The following is a 16,760-nucleotide window of genomic DNA, read 5'->3' as shown; positions in this document are numbered from 1 at the left end:
CGGCCAGCGGGCCGGGGGTCGACAAGAAAAATGGGGAAAACCATGGCACGTATCCTGATCGTCGATGATTCGCCGACTGAAATGTACAAACTGACCGGCATGCTCGAAAAGCACGGCCATGAAGTGCTGAAGGCCGAAAACGGCGCCGACGGCGTAGCACTGGCCCGTCAGGAAAAACCTGATGCGGTACTGATGGACATCGTCATGCCCGGTCTCAATGGTTTTCAGGCCACCCGCCAGTTGACCAAGGATGCCGACACCAGCCACATCCCGGTGATCATCATCACCACCAAGGATCAGGAAACCGACAAGGTCTGGGGCACCCGTCAGGGCGCCAAGGACTACCTGACCAAACCGGTCGACGAAGACACCCTGATCAAGACCCTGAACAACGTGCTCAAAGGCTGATCGCGCGACCATGAGCGAATCGCTGACCGCGTTCGAACTGCTCTGGCAGATCGACCAGCGCTGCCGCTTGCTGGCGGCGGACCTGCCGTCGCAACCGGCGCGCCAGGATCGCTGGAGCGGCATCGGCTTTCGCCTCGGCGAGCATTGGTATGTGGCGCCGATGGGCGAAGTCAGCGAAGTGCTCCACGAGCCGCGCTTCACCCAGTTGCCCGGGGTCAAGCCGTGGGTCAAAGGCGTGGCTAACCTGCGCGGGCGGCTGTTGCCGATCATGGATTTGTGCGGATTTTTCGGCCATGAACTGTCGCCGCTGCGTAAACAGCGCCGGGTATTGGTGGTCGAGCATGGCGATGTGTTTGCCGGGTTGATGGTCGATGAGGTGATTGGTCTGCAGCATTTCGAGCAGGACAGCTTCGAACCGATCTCGATCAGCAAGCGCCAGGGCTCCAAGGCCGAGTTCGTCAAAGGCTACTTCCGCCGTGAGCAGAACTGGCGGGTGTTCAGTTTGTTTGCGCTGGCCAAATCCCCGGTGTTCATGAGCGTCGCGATATAGCCGTTACAACAAAGATCCCTTGTAGGAGTGAGCCTGCTCGCGATTCAGGCACCGCGGTGTATCAAGCACACCGCGTTATCGTTCAATCGCGAGCAGGCTCACTCCTACAAGTTCTACCGGTGAGCTTCAAACAGGCGAGGACCGATGACAAAAGCAAAAACAGGCAAGCCGGCGGAAGGCTCGCGCAGTCGCTCGCAGATCATCGTGCTGTTCATCGCACTGATCGTGTTCATCATGCTGCTGTTCGCCAACTTCGCGTACCTCAATACCCAGGCGAACTACGACAAACAGTACATCGGCCACGCCGGTGAACTGCGCGTGCTCTCGCAACGCATCGCCAAGAACGCCACCGAAGCCGCCGCCGGCAAGGCTGCCGCGTTCAAGCTGCTCAGTGATGCGCGCAACGATTTCGCCCAGCGCTGGGGTTACCTGAAGAAGGGTGATCCGGCCACCGGCCTGCCTCCCGCCCCGGCTACCGTGCGCCCGGAAATGCGCGCCGTGCAGCTCGACTGGGAACGCCTGCTGAAAAACACCGACGCGATTCTCTCCAGCGAACAGACCGTGCTGTCGCTGCATCAGGTCGCCGCGACCCTGGCCGAAACCGTGCCGCAGTTGCAGATCGAATACGAAAAAGTTGTCGAAATCCTCCTGCAACGCGGCGCCCCGGCGGCGCAAGTGGCGATGGCTCAGCGTCAATCGTTGCTGGCCGAGCGCATCCTTGGCGCGGTCAATACCGTACTCGCCGGCGACGAAAACTCCCAGCAAGCCGCCGATGCCTTCGGCCGCGACGCCACCCGTTTCGGCCAAGTGCTCAACGGCATGCTGCAAGGCAACCCGACCCTGAAAATCAGCCAGGTCGAAGACCGCGACGCCCGTGCCCGTTTGAGTGAGATTTCCGAGCTGTTCCAGTTTGTCTCCGGCTCCGTCGATGAAATCCTCGAGACCTCGCCGGAGCTGTTCAAGGTTCGTGAATCGGCGAGCAATATCTTCAGCCTCTCGCAAACCCTGCTCGACGAAGCCTCGCACCTGGCCACTCGCTTTGAGAACCTTGCCGGTGGGCGCAACACCGACACCATCGGCGGTTACGTCCTCGGTTTGCTGGCGCTGGCCTCGATCATCCTGATCGGCATGGTCATGGTTCGTGAAACCAACCGGCAACTGCGTGAAACTGCCGAGAAGAACGAGCGCAACCAGAACGCGATCATGCGTCTGCTCGACGAAATCGAAGACCTCGCTGATGGCGACCTCACCGTGACCGCCTCGGTGACCGAAGACTTCACCGGCACCATTGCTGACTCGATCAACTATTCCGTCGACCAACTGCGCGATCTCGTCGCGACGATCAACCTCACCGCCGGCCAGGTCGCCGCTGCGGTGCAGGAAACCCAGGCCACCGCCATGCACCTGGCGCAGGCCTCGGAACATCAGGCCCAGCAGATTTCCGAAGCCTCGACAGCGATCAGCGACATGGCCGAATCCATCGATCAGGTCTCGGCCAACGCCGCCGAGTCTTCAGCGGTCGCCGAGCGCTCGGTGGAAATCGCCAACAAGGGCAACGAGGTGGTGCACAACACCATCCACGGCATGGACAACATTCGCGAGCAGATTCAGGACACCGCCAAACGCATCAAGCGTCTGGGCGAGTCGTCGCAGGAAATCGGCGACATCGTCAGCCTGATCGACGACATCGCCGACCAGACCAACATCCTCGCCCTCAACGCGGCGATTCAGGCGTCGATGGCCGGTGATGCCGGGCGCGGTTTTGCCGTGGTCGCCGATGAAGTGCAGCGGCTGGCCGAACGCTCGTCCGCCGCCACCCGGCAGATCGAAACCCTGGTGCGGGCGATTCAGACCGACACCAACGAAGCCGTAATTTCCATGGAGCAAACCACCACCGAAGTGGTGCGCGGCGCGCGACTGGCGCAGGATGCCGGTGTGGCCCTGGAAGAAATCGAAGGCGTGTCGAAAACCCTCGCGGCGCTGATTCAAAGCATCTCCAACGCGGCGCAGCAGCAGACGACGTCGGCCGGGCAGATTTCCCTGACGATGAACGTGATCCAGCAGATCACCTCGCAGACTTCGTCCGGCTCCACGGCCACCGCCGAAAGCATCGGCAACCTGACGAAAATGGCCAGTCAGTTACGGCGTTCGGTGTCCGGCTTCACCTTGCCGGCGGCGACAGATAAAGCGTGAGTGGAGTGGTTATGGGTGATCGGCACGACTATGTGGCCCTCGAATGGGTCAAAGGCGAAATTGCCGAAACGCTGAAGCTGGCGCATCAGGCGATTGAAGCCGTGCTCGATGATCCGCAGGCCTTTCCCGGGCTGGACGAGTGCCTGGATTACATCCATCAGGTCCACGGCAGTCTGCAGATGGTCGAGTTCTACGGCGCAGCGCTGCTCGCCGAGGAAATGGAGCATCTGGTCGAAGCCTTGCAGCACGAGCGCGTCAGCCATCGCGACGAAGCCCTGCACCTGTTGCTGCAAGCGCTTGGGCAATTGCCGATCTACCTCGACCGCGTGCAGAGCGCCCGCCGTGATTTGCCGCTGGTGGTGCTGCCGCTGATCAACGATCTGCGCAGCGCCCGTGGCGAAAGCCTGTTGTCTGAAACCAGCCTGTTCAGCCCGCAGTTGCCCGACTTCCCGCCCCTGAGCGCCGAAGCACTGGCGCTGCTCGAGCCGGCAGAGCTGGCGAACGTGCTGCGCAAATTGCGTCAGATGCTGCAAATGGCCTTGGTCGGTTTGTTGCGCGAGCAGGATGACCAGACGCATCTCGAGTATCTGGCGAAAGTCTTCACCCGCCTCGAAACGCTGAGCGGTGATTCGCCTTTGAGCCCATTGTGGCAAGTCGCCTCAGCGCTGGTCGAAGGCATGCGCGAAGGCGTCATCGCCAACAGTCCGGCGCTGCGCAGCCTGTTCAAGGATGCCGACAAAGAACTCAAACGCCTGCTCGATCAGGGCATGGCCGGCCTCAACCAGCCGCCACCTGCGGAGCTGCTGAAAAGCCTGTTGTTCTATATTGCCAAAGCCGAACATCCCACCGGGCAGATGCTGACCATGAAAGATCGCTACTCCCTGGACGACGCGTTGCCCGACAGCGCGATGGTCGACGAAGAACGCGCGCGCCTGGCCGGCCCCGACCGCGATGCGATGCGCTCGGTGCTGGCGGCATTGTGCGAAGAGCTGGTGCGGGTCAAGGAACGCCTCGACCTGTTCGTGCGCAGCGACCGCCAGCACACCTCGGATCTGGAAAGCTTGCTCGCTCCATTAAGGCAGATCGCCGACACCCTCGCGGTGCTCGGTTTCGGCCAGCCGCGCAAAGTCATCATCGATCAATTGGCGGTGGTGCTCAGCCTCGCCCAGGGCCAGCGTGAACCGAATGACGCGATCCTGATGGACGTTGCCGGTGCGCTGCTTTACGTCGAAGCGACGTTGGCCGGAATGGTCGGCACCGTCGAGCCGGAAAGCCCGGAAGATGCGCGCCTGCCGACCACCGACCTGACGCAGATCCATCAGATCGTGATCAAGGAAGCGCGCATCTGCCTGCAACAGGCCAAGGACATGATCGTCGACTACATCGACGCCGATTGGGATCGCCAGCACCTGCAAGCGTTGCCGGCGTTGCTGACTCAGGTGCGTGGCGCACTGGCGATGATTCCGCTGAACCGGGCGGCGAGTCTGGTCGAGGCCTGCAACGGTTTTATCCGCGAACATCTGCTGCTCGATCCGCATGAGCCGGGCTGGGAGCAACTTGATCATCTGGCCGATGTCATCAGCAGCCTCGAGTATTACCTCGAGCGCTTGAGCGACGACCCACAGGCCCCCGGCGAACAATTGCTGGATGTCGCGCAGAAGTCCCTCGCCAGTCTGGGTTTCTTTCCCGATGAACAGCCCGGCGCCCAGCATGTACCGGTGCTCGAAGACGTGCTCAGCCCCAGCGAAGCGCTGGTGATGCAGGACATGCAGGCGCTGGACGACCCCGATATTGTCCAATCGTTGGCTGAGGTCCTGGCCAGCCCGGTTTCGGCGCTGAATCCACCGGCCCTGATCACCCCGGGCAGCCTGATGCCGCCACCGGCCGATGAAGAACCGGTCGACGACGAATTGCGCGAAGTGTTCCTCGAAGAGACCGACGAAGTCCTCGAAGTCCTCCACGAATATCTGCCGCGCTGGACCGCCAATCCGCAGGACCGCGATGCGCTGACCGAACTGCGCCGTGCCTTCCACACCTTGAAGGGGAGCGGGCGCATGGTCCGCGCGCTGATTCTCGGTGAACTGGCGTGGTCGGTGGAAAACCTGCTTAACCGTGTACTCGAACAAAGCGTCGAACCGGGCGCGGTGGTGCCACAACTGCTCACCGACACGGTGCTGTTGCTGCCGGAACTGATCAATGAATTCGCCACTAACAGCCAACGTCAGCGCAGCGATGTCGATCAACTCGCCGCCCGCGCCCACGCTTTGGCCAAAGGTGACGAGCCGCTGGCCGCCGAAGACCTCGACGACGTTGCCGCGCTCGATCCGTTGTTGCTGGAGATCTTCCGCAACGAAGCGGAAACCCACCTCGCCAGCCTCAACCGTTTCCTCGATCAGGCCGCCGAGCATGTGCCGTTGCAGGCCAGCGACGAGTTGCAGCGCGCACTGCATACGCTCAAGGGCAGTGCCTCGATGGCCGGCGTATTGCCGATTGCCGAACTCGCTGCGCCGCTCGATCAACTGGCCCGCGAGTTCAAGGCACATCAATTGCCGCTGGACCTCGACGAAGTGGAATTGCTGCTCGAAGCCGAGGGCCTGTTCCGCGTCGGCCTGCGTCAGCTCAAGCACGATCCGCTGGCGCCGATTGTCGGTGCGCAGTCGCTGATCAAACGCTCGGAAACCCTGCTCGCCGAGCGTCTGGAATCGATCCTCAGTGCGCCGAATACCGGCCTGCGGATCAAGCGCGATCCGCAACTGATCAACAACTTCCTCGCCCAAGGCATGGACATCCTCCTCGACGCCGAAAACCTCTTGCAGCGCTGGCAGCAACATCCCGGCGAGCGTCAGGAACTCAGCGCCTTGCTGGATGAACTGACCACCCTCGGCGAGGGCGCACACATGGCTGATCTGCTGCCGGTCGACGTGCTGTGCGAAGCCTTGCTCGATCTGTATGGCGCGGTGGAAGAAAGCAGTCTGGCGGTCAGCGAACGGTTTTTCCAGGAAGCGCAAAACGCTCACGAAGCGCTGATCAACATGCTTGACGAACTGGCGGCCGGGCAAGAAGTCACGCCACAGCCAGAGCGGATTCGGGCCCTGCATGATCTGCTTGATGAGAGCCTCGATCCGTCGTCGATGGGCCTGATTCGTAGCGATGGCAGCCGCACCCTGAGCATCCGTGAACTGGGCAGCGCCACCGCCGAGTTGCAGCAAAAGGCAACGGCGCTTGAACCCGATGACGAGATTGTCGAGATCTTCCTCGAAGAGGCGATCGACATTCTCGACAGCTCCGGCCAAGCCCTGCAGCGCTGGCTGAGCGACCCGGACAACGCCGCGCCGCTGTCCTCGTTGCAGCGCGATTTGCACACCCTCAAGGGCGGCGCGCGGATGGCCGATGTCGAGGCCATTGGCGATCTGGCCCAGGAGCTGGAAAGCCTTTACGAAGGTCTGGTCGATCGTCGCTTCAACTACAGCGAAACCTTGAGGCGTCTGCTGCTCAAGAGTCATGAGCGTTTGGCGCTGCTGCTTGAACAACTGCAACAACATCAGCCACTGACCCCGGCGCAGGATTTGATCGAAACCCTGCGTCAAGTGCGTCAAGGCCAGACCGTCAGCGAAACGCCCCAGCCAGCGGCCGATCATGACAGCGCTGGCCACGATCCTGAACTGCTGGAAATCTTCCTCGAAGAAGGTTTCGACATCATCGAAAACTCCGGCGCCGCGCTGCTGCGCTGGCAGGCCGAGCCTGGCAATCGTCAGGAAGTGGAAACCTTGCTGCGCGATCTGCACACCCTCAAGGGCGGCGCGCGGATGGTCGAGATCGGCCCGATCGGCGACCTCGCCCATGAGCTGGAATACCTTTACGAAAGTCTTTCCAGCGGCGCTTTGCAGCCATCGGCTGAGCTGTTTGCGCTGGTGCAGCGCGGCCATGATCGCTTGGCGCAAATGCTCGATGGCGTGCGCGCCGGGCAACCGTGCCCGCCGGCGGATCGGTTGATCAATGCGATCCAGAATTTCAGTCATCCGGTAACGGTCGAAACACCGCCAGCGTTGCCGCTGCCCGCCAAGACCGAACCTGCACCGCCGGCTGCCGAGGCTGGCGCGGACATGGTCAAAGTCTCCGCCGAACTGCTCGATGAGCTGGTCAATCTGGCCGGTGAAACCTCGATCTTCCGTGGCCGTATCGAACAGCAGGTCAACGACGCACAGATCGCTCTGAATGAGATGGAAACCACCATCGAGCGCATGCGCGATCAGTTACGCCGCCTCGACACCGAAACCCAGGGGCGAATTCTCAGCCGTCAGCAAGTCGATGCCGAACGTCTCGGCTATGAAGAATTCGATCCGTTGGAAATGGATCGCCATTCGCAGTTGCAGCAACTGTCGCGGGCGCTGTTCGAATCCGCCTCCGACTTGCTCGACCTCAAGGAAACCCTCGACCGCCGCAATCACGACGCCGAGAACCTGTTGCAGCAACAGGGCCGCATCAATACCGAATTGCAGGAAGGTCTGATGCGTACGCGCATGGTGCCGTTCGAGCGCATGTTGCCGCGCCTGAAACGCATCGTTCGCCAAGTCGCTGAAGAGCTGAATAAAGACGTCGCGTTTGTCGTCGGTAATGCTGAAGGCGAGATGGATCGCAACGTGCTGGAGCGCATGGCCGCGCCGCTGGAACACATGTTGCGCAACGCCGTTGATCATGGTCTGGAGTCTGCCGAGGTGCGGCTGGCGGCGGGTAAACCGGCGCAAGGGCAGATCAGCCTCGATCTGTCGCGCGAAGGCGGCGACATTGTTTTCGACATTCGCGATGACGGCGCCGGTGTGCCACTGGAGGCGGTGCGCAAGAAGGCAATCAAGCGCGGCATGCTCGCGCCGGAAGCCGAGATCAGCGACCGCGACGTGTTGCAGTTCATCCTTCAACCGGGGTTTTCCACAGCGGAAAAGATTACGCAGATTTCCGGGCGCGGCGTCGGCATGGACGTGGTGCACGAAGAGGTGCGGCAGCTCGGCGGCAGCATGAGCATCGATTCGGTGCCGGGGCAGGGTGTGCATTTCCGTATTCGCCTGCCGTTCACCGTGTCGGTCAACCGTGCGCTGATGGTGCAGTGCGGTGAGGATCAATATGCGATTCCGCTGAACACCATCGAAGGCATCGTCCGCGTGTTGCCGAATGATCTGGAAGGGCACTTCCGGGTTGATCCGCCGCGTTACCAGTACGGCGGCCAGACCTATGAACTGTGCTACCTCGGCGAACTGCTGAAAACCGCGCCACGGCCGAAACTGCTCGGCCAGAACCTGCCATTGCCGGTGCTGCTGGTGCACTACAACGACCGGCGCATCGCGGTGCTGGTCGACACCATGGCCGGCACCCGCGAAATCGTGGTCAAGAGCCTTGGCGCACAATTCGCGGCGGTGCAAGGCGTGTCCGGCGCGACGATTCTTGGCGATGGTCGGGTGGTGCTGATTCTCGATTTGCTCGCACCGATCCGCGCGATGCAGGCGCGGGTTGCACAGCCGCCGTCACTGCCGGAAATCGACAGCGAACCGCACAAACCGCTGCTGGTGATGGTGGTCGACGACTCGGTCACCGTGCGCAAGGTCACCAGCCGTTTGCTCGAACGCCACGGCATGAACGTACTGACCGCCAAGGACGGTGTCGACGCCATGCTGCTGCTCGAAGAACACATGCCCGACCTGATGCTGCTCGACATCGAAATGCCGCGCATGGACGGCTTCGAAGTCGCCACCCAGGTACGCAACGACGAACGCCTGCAACACCTGCCGATCATCATGATCACCTCACGCACCGGGCAGAAACACCGCGACCGCGCGATGGCCATCGGCGTCAACGACTACCTCGGCAAGCCGTATCAAGAGTCGGTGCTGCTTGAAAGCATTGCCCAGTGGAGCAAGAAACATGCATGAGCGCCGGCATAATCAGCGCAGCAGTCAGCTGACCGGGTTGCTGCTGCCGTTGGCGGATCGCAATTTGATCCTGCCTAACGTCGCTGTCGCTGAGTTGATTGATTACCAGGCCAGCGCCTTCGATCTGGACACGCCGCCGTGGTATCTGGGGCGGGTGAAGTGGCGTGAGCGGCATATTCCGCTGCTGAGTTTTGAATCGGCGTGCGGGCAGAAAATCGTCATTGGCGAGCGGGCGCGGATCGTGATTTTGAATGCGCTGGGCGGGTTGCCGGAGTTGAAGTTCATTGCGCTGCTGGTGCAGGGGATTCCGCGGTCGTACAAGCTCGACAGTCAGTTGAGTTACGTCGATGTGCCGTTGTGTGCGCTGGAGCAGGCGGCGGTGCAGGTGGGGGAGCAAGTGGCGAAGGTGCCTGACTTGCTTGGGCTGGAGAAGTTGTTGGTGGATGCTGGGCTGGTCCACTGATCCAGAATTTTCATTGGCCTGACTGGCCTCATCGCGAGCAGGCTCACTCCTACAGTTGGAATGCATTCCCCTGTAGGAGTGAGCCTGCTCGCGATAGCGCCTGCGGCATCCACCAAAATCCGACAGACAAATCCTCAATCCCCGCAGCGCAATAAACGCATCCAGGCACATCTGTTTAAAGACACCCGGTGTTACGGCTCCCTGGCCTACAAATCCTTGCGCCGCTGCCTACGCATGCACCAGAATCCGCCGGCTTGTGCGCCCTCGGCATGCTGCGTAACTTGATTCCGTCACTGATTTCCAGTGATCGGGTTTAGCAGCCCGTGGTTAATCTAAGGGTGCACATGCATCATCGTCAGGCTCAGCCTGCATTCGATGGCGGCTGTGCGCAGGGCGCTTCGGCGCGCCGGCTTCCTTAGGTTCCCCGGTCTGCTAACCTGCGTTCAGCTGCCACCCCTTCTTTTAGCAGAGAAGCGGTTCCAGCTTAATTTCGGAACCTGAAGATGATTAAACCAACGCCTAACCCCCCGCTCGCAGACCCGGCCTCCCCCTACGAATCCCCCGATTCGAAGAAATTCCACGAAGCCGCCGAGCGCGCCCTCGACCATTACCTCGGCCCGACCAACGCCGACCTGATGGCCACGCCCTACACCCCCAACACGTTGTATATGGCCAATCCCAATGCCGACACCGAATCCCTGCTGGCGGACGCCAGTGAAACCCTCGGCTCGGCTACGGTGATGCTCAACAACCATGCGGCAATGGTGGAAGGTACGCACCGCAAGACTGTGCAAGGTATTGCGCAGGTGGTGATGGTGGCGGAGATGGCGGTCAACCGCTTGTTGGATAGGTTGGTGCCGACGGAGTGATTTAAAAGCTGACCCTCACCCCAGCCCTCCCGAAACGTCGGACCGCCCGTAGGGAGAGGGGGCCGACCGAGGTGTCTGGCGTTGTACATCGACCTGAAAAACCGAGTCGATTATGGGTTTGGTAAAGCGAGTCGATTATGGATTCGGTAAAGCACGATCAGGTCGGCGCAATTCCCGAATATCCCCCAATCGGTCCCCTCTCCCTCCGGGAGAGGGCTAGGGTGAGGGTGCTCTTGATCGTTACCCTGAGCGTAACGATTCACCACCGCGCTTGATTGATGCCCCCACCCCACACGCCTACCTTAGCTCCACGACAGCGAACCCCGTGGAGTGAGCATGACAACAACAATTTCCCCCGACTCGCGCTGGACGCGACGGCGCGATGAGAAGCAGCGCCGCCTCGACAAGGTGCGCGGGCTGGCCGACGGTGTGGTGTTGCCCACCGACAAGATCGTCGCCGCGCTCGAAGCGCTGATCCATCCCGGCGACCGTGTGGTGTTGGAGGGCAACAACCAGAAGCAGGCGGACTTCCTCTCGCGCTCGCTGGCCAAGGCCGACCCGGAAAAGCTCCACGACCTGCACATGATCATGCCCAGCGTCGGCCGCTCCGAGCACCTCGACCTGTTCGAACGCGGCATCGCCCGCAAACTGGATTTCTCCTTCGCCGGCACCCAGAGCCTGCGCATCAGCCAGTTGCTGGAAGACGGCCTGCTGGAAGTCGGCGCGATTCACACTTACATCGAACTCTACGCCCGGCTGGTGGTGGACCTGATCCCCAACGTCGTGCTCTCGGCCGGTTTCATGGCCGACCGCGCCGGCAACATCTACACCGGCCCCAGTACCGAAGACACCCCGGCATTGATCGAACCCGCCGCATTCAGCGACGGCATCGTCATCGTCCAGGTCAACCAATTGGTCGACGACGTCAGCGAACTGCCGCGCGTCGACATCCCGGCGTCGTGGGTCGATTTCGTCGTGGTGGCGGACAAGCCGTTCTACATCGAACCGCTGTTCACCCGCGACCCACGCCACATCAAACCGGTGCACGTGTTGATGGCGATGATGGCGATCCGTGGCATCTACGAAAAACACAACGTGCAATCGCTCAACCACGGCATCGGTTTCAACACCGCCGCCATCGAACTGATCCTGCCGACCTACGGCGAATCCCTCGGCCTCAAAGGCAAGATCTGCCGCAACTGGACGCTCAACCCGCACCCGACTTTGATCCCGGCGATCGAGAGCGGCTGGGTCGAAAGCGTGCATTGCTTCGGCACCGAACTGGGCATGGAAAACTACATCGCCGCGCGCCCGGACGTGTTCTTCACCGGTCGCGACGGCTCGCTTCGTTCCAACCGGATGTTCTGCCAGCTCGCGGGGCAATACGCGGTGGACCTGTTTATCGGCGCGACCTTGCAGGTCGATGGCGACGGTCATTCCTCGACCGTGACCCGTGGCCGCCTCGCCGGTTTCGGCGGTGCACCGAACATGGGCCACGACCCGCGCGGTCGCCGTCACGGCACCCCGGCGTGGCTGGATATGCGTCATGACGATTCGCAGCAACCGATGCTCGAACGCGGCAAGAAACTCGTGGTGCAAATGGTCGAGACCTTCCAGGAGGGCGGCAAACCGACCTTCGTAGAAACCCTCGACGCGGTCGAAGTGGCGAAGAAAAGCGGCATGCCGCTGGCGCCGATCATGATCTATGGCGACGACGTCACTCACCTGCTCACCGAAGAAGGCATCGCCTACCTGTACAAGGCGCGCTCGCTGGAAGAGCGCCAGGCGATGATCGCCGCGGTCGCCGGTGTCACCGCCATCGGCCTGCGCCACAACCCGAAAGACACCGAACGCATGCGCCGCGAAGGCCTGATTGCCTTGCCCGAAGACCTCGGCATCCGCCGCACCGACGCCACCCGCGAACTGCTCGCAGCGAAGAGCGTGGCCGATCTGGTCGAGTGGTCCGGCGGCCTGTACAACCCGCCCGCGAAATTCAGGAGCTGGTAATGCACGCATTTAACCTGCAAGCGAAACCGCTGTCCCTGGCTGATCGATTGGCTGATCTGGCGGTGGACGCCTTGATCGACGAAGCCGATCTGTCGCCGAAACCGGCGTTGGTCGACCGTCGCGGCAACGGCGCGCACACCGATCTGCACCTGGGCCTGATGCACGCTTCGGCGCTGTCGTTGTGGCCGGCGTTCAAGGAGATGGCTGAAGCGGCGGTTGCAATCGGTGAAGTCGATTCAACGTTGCGCGAAGCGATTGGCCGCATCGGTCGTGAAGGCGAGCAAGCCATGCTTTCGACCACCAACGGCGTGAACACCCATCGCGGCGCCATTTGGGCGCTGGGATTATTGGTGACGGCCGCTGCACTGGAACCGCAATCTTCCAGCGCCAACGCGGTATCTCTGCGCGCCGCGCGCCTAGCCTTACTAGATGACCGCTACGCACCAAAACCACTGAGCCACGGCGCCCAAGTCGCCCTGCGTTACGGCGCCCGTGGCGCTCGCGAAGAAGCGCAACTCGGCTTCCCTTCGGTGCTGCAACGCGGCCTGCCACAACTCAAACGCAGCCGCGCCAACGCCAGCGGCGAACAGAACGCTCGCCTCGACGCCTTGCTCGCGATCATGACGAATCTGGCCGACACCTGCGTGCTCTACCGCGCGGGCGAAGAGGGTTTGCAGGCCATGCAACACGGCGCGCAAGCGGTGCTCGACGCCGGTGGCAGCGCCAGCCTCAGCGGGCGTCGTCGCTTGCACGAACTGGATCAACAACTCATCGCATTGAATGCCTCGCCCGGTGGCGCCGCCGACTTGCTCGCCGCCACGCTGCTGCTCGATCGCATCGAGCGCGACGGCATCCTTCAGGGAGCGTTTTGATGGAAACCCTATCGTTTGAATTCCCCGCCGGGCAGCCGCCACGCGGGCGCGCGCTGGTCGGTTGTGTCGGCTCGGGTGATCTGGAAGTGCTGATCGAACCGGGCCTGGCCGGCAAGCTGACAATCAATGTTCAGACTTCGGTCAACGGCGCGCAGCTGCGCTGGCAGCACCTGTTTGCGCGGATGTTCGACGGCACCACGCCGCCGGCGATGGCCATCGATATCCACGATTTCGGCGCGACGCCGGGGGTGGTGCGTTTGCGTCTGGAACAAGGTTTCGAGGAGATCGGCCATGACTGACAGCGCAGCGCTTTTGAACAAACACAGCTTCGTCGAACTCGGCGCGCGACAACGGGCGAAAGCCTTGCTCGATGCCGGCAGTTTTCGCGAATTGCTCGACCCGTTTCAACGGGTGATGTCGCCGTGGCTTGAACGTCAGGGCGTGGTGCCGCAGGCCGATGACGGCGTGGTGATCGCCAAGGGCAGCCTCGACGGTTTGCCGGTGGTGATTGCCGCGATTGAAGGCGCGTTTCAGGGTGGCAGCCTTGGCGAAGTCGGCGGGGCGAAGATTGCCGGCGCGCTGGAATTGGCGGCTGAAGACAACCGCAAAGGCATCCCGACCCGCGCGGTGCTGTTGCTGGAAACCGGCGGCGTGCGCTTGCAGGAAGCCAATCTCGGGCTGGCGGCGATTGCTGATATTCATGCGGCGATTGTCGATTTGCAGCAGTACCAACCGGTCGTTGGCGTGGTGGCGGGTAGCGTTGGTTGCTTTGGCGGCATGTCGATTGCGGCGGCGCTGTGCAGCTATTTGCTGGTGACTCAGGAAGCACGCCTTGGTTTGAACGGCCCGCAGGTGATTGAACAGGAAGCGGGGATCGAAGAATACGATTCTCGCGACCGGCCATTCATCTGGAGCCTGACTGGCGGCGAGCAGCGGTTCGCCAGTGGTCTGGTGGATCGTTATGTCGCAGACGACGTGGCGAAGATTCGTCAGCAGGTCGGCGAATTGCTGCAGCAAGGTTTGCCGGCGCAACCGCGTAGCCAGCGCGCCGACTGGTTCCTGCAACGCCTGAGCAGTCTGAACACTGACCCGCAAATCGAACCGTCGGTGGTTCGCGATCTGTATCAAGGAGAGCGCTCATGAGCGGTTATTCGCTGCGTGGTTTGAACTGGTTCAACGCCTTGAGCGCGGGCGCTAAGAGCGTTGAAGGGTTGCCGCCATCGTTGAAGGTTGCTGACGGTGACTTAGGGCGTTTTATCGCTGTAGTCGCTGATCCGGACAATCGTTTTCCTCGCGCTCGTAATGGCGAAGTCGGCTTGCTCGAAGGTTGGGGTCTGGCCAAGGCTGTGGATGATGCGATCAGCGTTGATCGCGATAAAGCGCAAAAGCGCCCGATCATCGCCATCGTCGATGTGCCAAGCCAGGCTTACGGTCGTCGCGAAGAAGCCCTCGGCATTCATCAGGCGCTGGCCGGGGCGGCGGACAGTTATGCCCGTGCGCGTTTGGCCGGGCATCCGGTGATTGCGTTGTTGGTCGGTAAGGCGATGTCCGGGGCGTTTCTGGCGCATGGTTATCAGGCCAATCGTTTGATCGCGTTGCGTGATCCCGGCGTGATGGTGCATGCGATGGGCAAGGCGTCGGCGGCGCGGGTGACGTTGCGTAGTGTTGAAGAATTGGAAGCGCTGGCCGCCAGTGTGCCGCCGATGGCGTATGACATCGACAGTTATGCGAGTCTCGGATTGCTCTGGGAAACCCTGTCGGTGGAGCAGATTGAACAGCCGACGGCGGAGGATCTGGCGCGGGTGAACGAGTGCCTGAAACAGGCCATTAGCGATGTTTCCAGCACTGACTTGAGCAATCGCCTCGGCGCGAAAAATCGCGCTGCCTCCAGCAAGGTTCGTGAACTGCTGAGGGCGCAGTGGTGAATACGCCTCTGGCCCACGATCTGCTCTGGGGCATGACCCCGGCGCAGTTGCCGGCGGATGCGCCGCAGTGGGCAGTCGAGTCATTGGCCGTCGGGCAACCGGTGGTGGTGCGGCGGGCGCTGAGCGAGGAAGGTTTGGTCGCGGTCGGCGTACGAGGAGTGTTGCGCGAACAGCGGCTGGCAGCGTTTATGGCGGTCGATTCGATTGCCTGTCGAGTCAGCCCCGAGGCGCTTTGTCATGTCGATTGCGAGCGTGATTTGCCGGTCATGCACGCGCTCAAACAACTGCGGCCAATGCTCGACGATTGCGGTTGGATCTGGGGTGTCAGCGGCAGTGTCGGGTTTGAATTGGCCAGTGGTTTTACCGCGATGCACGCGGCCAGCGATCTCGATCTGATTCTGCGTACGCCGCAGCTGATCACGCGTAATCAGGCACGCAAACTCGTGGAGCTTTTCGATCAAGCCCCGTGCCGGGTCGACTTGCAATTGCAGACGCCGTTCGGTGCTGTGGCTTTGCGTGAATGGGCCAGCGGATCTGCGCGCGTGCTGCTGAAAAATGCCCATCAGGCTTGCCTGGTGATCGATCCATGGAACCCGCAGGAGCAGGCAGCGTGAGCAGTCTGCTGGTGTTCCCCGGCCAGGGTGCGCAGCAAGCGGGCATGCTTCAGCGTTTGCCCCGCGAGACCTTGGTCGAGGCCAGTGATGTGCTTGGCGAAGATGTTTTGTTGCTGGATTCTGCTCAAGCATTGCGCACGACAAGGGCGGTTCAACTCTGTTTGCTGATCGCCGGAGTCGCTGCTTCTCGGCAATTATTGCAGGACGGACTCACGGCGGATTACGTCGCCGGCCTGTCCATCGGCGCTTACCCGGCAGCAGTGGTTGCCGGCGCTTTGAGCTTCAGCGATGCGTTGCATCTGGTCAGCCTGCGCGGTGAGTTGATGCAGCAGGCTTATCCACAAGGCTACGGCATGACCGCGATTATCGGCCTGCAGTTATCCACAGTCGAAACGCTGCTGGCGCAGGTACACAGCGCAGATTCGCCGGTGTATCTGGCCAATATCAACGCCGACAACCAAGTGGTGATTGCCGGTAGCGACGAGGCCATGCAAGCGGTGGCTGAACTGGCGCGCAGTCGTGGCGCCGGTCTGGCAAAACGTCTGGCGGTAAGCGTGCCGTCGCACTGCCCGCTGCTGGACGAACCGGCGGAAACCCTCGCCGAAGCCTTCGCCAAGGTCGAGCTGAAAACCCCGAAAGTCACTTACTTGAGTGGCAGTCGCGCGCGTCCGGTGATCAAACCTGAAGCCCTGCGCGACGACCTCGCCTTCAACATGTGCCGCGTGGTGGATTGGCGCGGCACCGTACAAAGCGCCTACGAGCGCGGCGTGCGTTTACAGATCGAACTGCCGCCCGGTGCGGTGCTGACCGGGCTGGCGCGCCGGGTGTTCGAGCAAGGCACCGTGACTGCCTTCGACAGTGCGCGCCTCGACACCCTGCAAGCGCTGTTGCGTGAGGAGGGTAGCCGCCAACTCTAAACCGCCGCGACTCAAGCTTCG

The 16,760-nt window shown here is 61.8% G+C and carries 13 protein-coding genes; all 13 read left to right on the top strand.

Going from position 1 to position 16,760, the window contains the following annotated elements:
* The first annotated feature begins 42 nt into the window (after positions 1–42).
* The 13 genes from pilH (at position 43) to mdcH (ending at position 16,739) form a co-directional block, all read left to right on the top strand.
* The gene (gene pilH, locus VY732_RS27810) at positions 43–408 is read left to right on the top strand and encodes a twitching motility response regulator PilH (protein ID WP_007913674.1); all 366 of its coding nucleotides are present in this window, start codon (positions 43–45) and stop codon (positions 406–408) included.
* Positions 409–418: 10 nt separating this feature from the next.
* Positions 419–958, top strand: coding sequence for a chemotaxis protein CheW (locus VY732_RS27805; protein WP_007913675.1), 540 nt, complete (start codon positions 419–421; stop codon positions 956–958).
* 144 nt (positions 959–1,102) lie between these two features.
* The gene (locus tag VY732_RS27800; RefSeq protein WP_093429842.1) at positions 1,103–3,151 is read left to right on the top strand and encodes a methyl-accepting chemotaxis protein; all 2,049 of its coding nucleotides are present in this window, start codon (positions 1,103–1,105) and stop codon (positions 3,149–3,151) included.
* 11 nt (positions 3,152–3,162) lie between these two features.
* A complete protein-coding gene (locus tag VY732_RS27795) occupies positions 3,163–9,072 on the top strand; it encodes an Hpt domain-containing protein (RefSeq protein WP_331692875.1) in 5,910 nt (1,969 codons plus the stop codon).
* Positions 9,065–9,535, top strand: a complete 471-nt coding sequence (locus VY732_RS27790) for a chemotaxis protein CheW (protein WP_331692873.1) — start codon at positions 9,065–9,067, stop codon at positions 9,533–9,535. Before VY732_RS27795 ends, VY732_RS27790 begins: the two co-directional genes overlap by 8 nt.
* A gap of 503 nt (positions 9,536–10,038) precedes the next feature.
* Positions 10,039–10,404, top strand: a complete 366-nt coding sequence (locus VY732_RS27785; protein WP_077574893.1) for a DUF6124 family protein — start codon at positions 10,039–10,041, stop codon at positions 10,402–10,404.
* A 336-nt stretch (positions 10,405–10,740) separates the two neighbouring features.
* Complete coding sequence (mdcA, locus tag VY732_RS27780) at positions 10,741–12,411, top strand: malonate decarboxylase subunit alpha (RefSeq protein ID WP_007913685.1); 1,671 nt, start codon at positions 10,741–10,743, stop codon at positions 12,409–12,411.
* Positions 12,411–13,283: a triphosphoribosyl-dephospho-CoA synthase gene (locus tag VY732_RS27775; RefSeq protein ID WP_331692870.1), complete on the top strand. Its 873-nt coding sequence runs from the start codon at positions 12,411–12,413 to the stop codon at positions 13,281–13,283. Before mdcA ends, VY732_RS27775 begins: the two co-directional genes overlap by 1 nt.
* On the top strand, positions 13,283–13,582 hold the full coding sequence (locus tag VY732_RS27770) for a malonate decarboxylase subunit delta (RefSeq protein ID WP_007913697.1): 300 nt from the start codon (positions 13,283–13,285) through the stop codon (positions 13,580–13,582). The genes VY732_RS27775 and VY732_RS27770 overlap by 1 nt, the downstream gene beginning before the upstream one ends.
* Positions 13,575–14,426 (top strand): biotin-independent malonate decarboxylase subunit beta, encoded by an 852-nt coding sequence (locus tag VY732_RS27765; RefSeq protein ID WP_331692868.1) that lies wholly within the window; start codon positions 13,575–13,577, stop codon positions 14,424–14,426. Before VY732_RS27770 ends, VY732_RS27765 begins: the two co-directional genes overlap by 8 nt.
* Complete coding sequence (gene mdcE / locus VY732_RS27760) at positions 14,423–15,208, top strand: biotin-independent malonate decarboxylase subunit gamma (RefSeq protein WP_331692866.1); 786 nt, start codon at positions 14,423–14,425, stop codon at positions 15,206–15,208. The genes VY732_RS27765 and mdcE overlap by 4 nt, the downstream gene beginning before the upstream one ends.
* Positions 15,202–15,822, top strand: a complete 621-nt coding sequence (locus VY732_RS27755) for a malonate decarboxylase holo-ACP synthase (RefSeq protein ID WP_331692865.1) — start codon at positions 15,202–15,204, stop codon at positions 15,820–15,822. The genes mdcE and VY732_RS27755 overlap by 7 nt, the downstream gene beginning before the upstream one ends.
* Positions 15,819–16,739: a malonate decarboxylase subunit epsilon gene (gene mdcH, locus VY732_RS27750; protein WP_331692863.1), complete on the top strand. Its 921-nt coding sequence runs from the start codon at positions 15,819–15,821 to the stop codon at positions 16,737–16,739. Before VY732_RS27755 ends, mdcH begins: the two co-directional genes overlap by 4 nt.
* The last annotated feature ends 21 nt before the right edge of the window (positions 16,740–16,760 follow it).

The organism is Pseudomonas sp. ZY71 (genome assembly GCF_036542145.1).
In the GTDB taxonomy this organism is placed as follows: Bacteria; Pseudomonadota; Gammaproteobacteria; order Pseudomonadales; family Pseudomonadaceae; genus Aquipseudomonas; species Aquipseudomonas koreensis_A.
The sequence above is the reverse complement of the archived record's forward strand: the minus strand, read 5'-3'. Positions and strand labels throughout refer to the sequence as shown.

Coding starts and splice junctions, on each gene's coding strand:
- pilH (WP_007913674.1), top strand. CDS start 43: ATGGCACGTATCCTGATCGTCGATGATTCGCCGACTGAAATGTACAAA.
- mdcA (WP_007913685.1), top strand. CDS start 10,741: ATGACAACAACAATTTCCCCCGACTCGCGCTGGACGCGACGGCGCGAT.
- VY732_RS27805 (WP_007913675.1), top strand. CDS start 419: ATGAGCGAATCGCTGACCGCGTTCGAACTGCTCTGGCAGATCGACCAG.
- VY732_RS27775 (WP_331692870.1), top strand. CDS start 12,411: ATGCACGCATTTAACCTGCAAGCGAAACCGCTGTCCCTGGCTGATCGA.
- VY732_RS27800 (WP_093429842.1), top strand. CDS start 1,103: ATGACAAAAGCAAAAACAGGCAAGCCGGCGGAAGGCTCGCGCAGTCGC.
- VY732_RS27770 (WP_007913697.1), top strand. CDS start 13,283: ATGGAAACCCTATCGTTTGAATTCCCCGCCGGGCAGCCGCCACGCGGG.
- VY732_RS27795 (WP_331692875.1), top strand. CDS start 3,163: ATGGGTGATCGGCACGACTATGTGGCCCTCGAATGGGTCAAAGGCGAA.
- mdcE (WP_331692866.1), top strand. CDS start 14,423: ATGAGCGGTTATTCGCTGCGTGGTTTGAACTGGTTCAACGCCTTGAGC.
- VY732_RS27785 (WP_077574893.1), top strand. CDS start 10,039: ATGATTAAACCAACGCCTAACCCCCCGCTCGCAGACCCGGCCTCCCCC.
- VY732_RS27790 (WP_331692873.1), top strand. CDS start 9,065: ATGCATGAGCGCCGGCATAATCAGCGCAGCAGTCAGCTGACCGGGTTG.
- VY732_RS27765 (WP_331692868.1), top strand. CDS start 13,575: ATGACTGACAGCGCAGCGCTTTTGAACAAACACAGCTTCGTCGAACTC.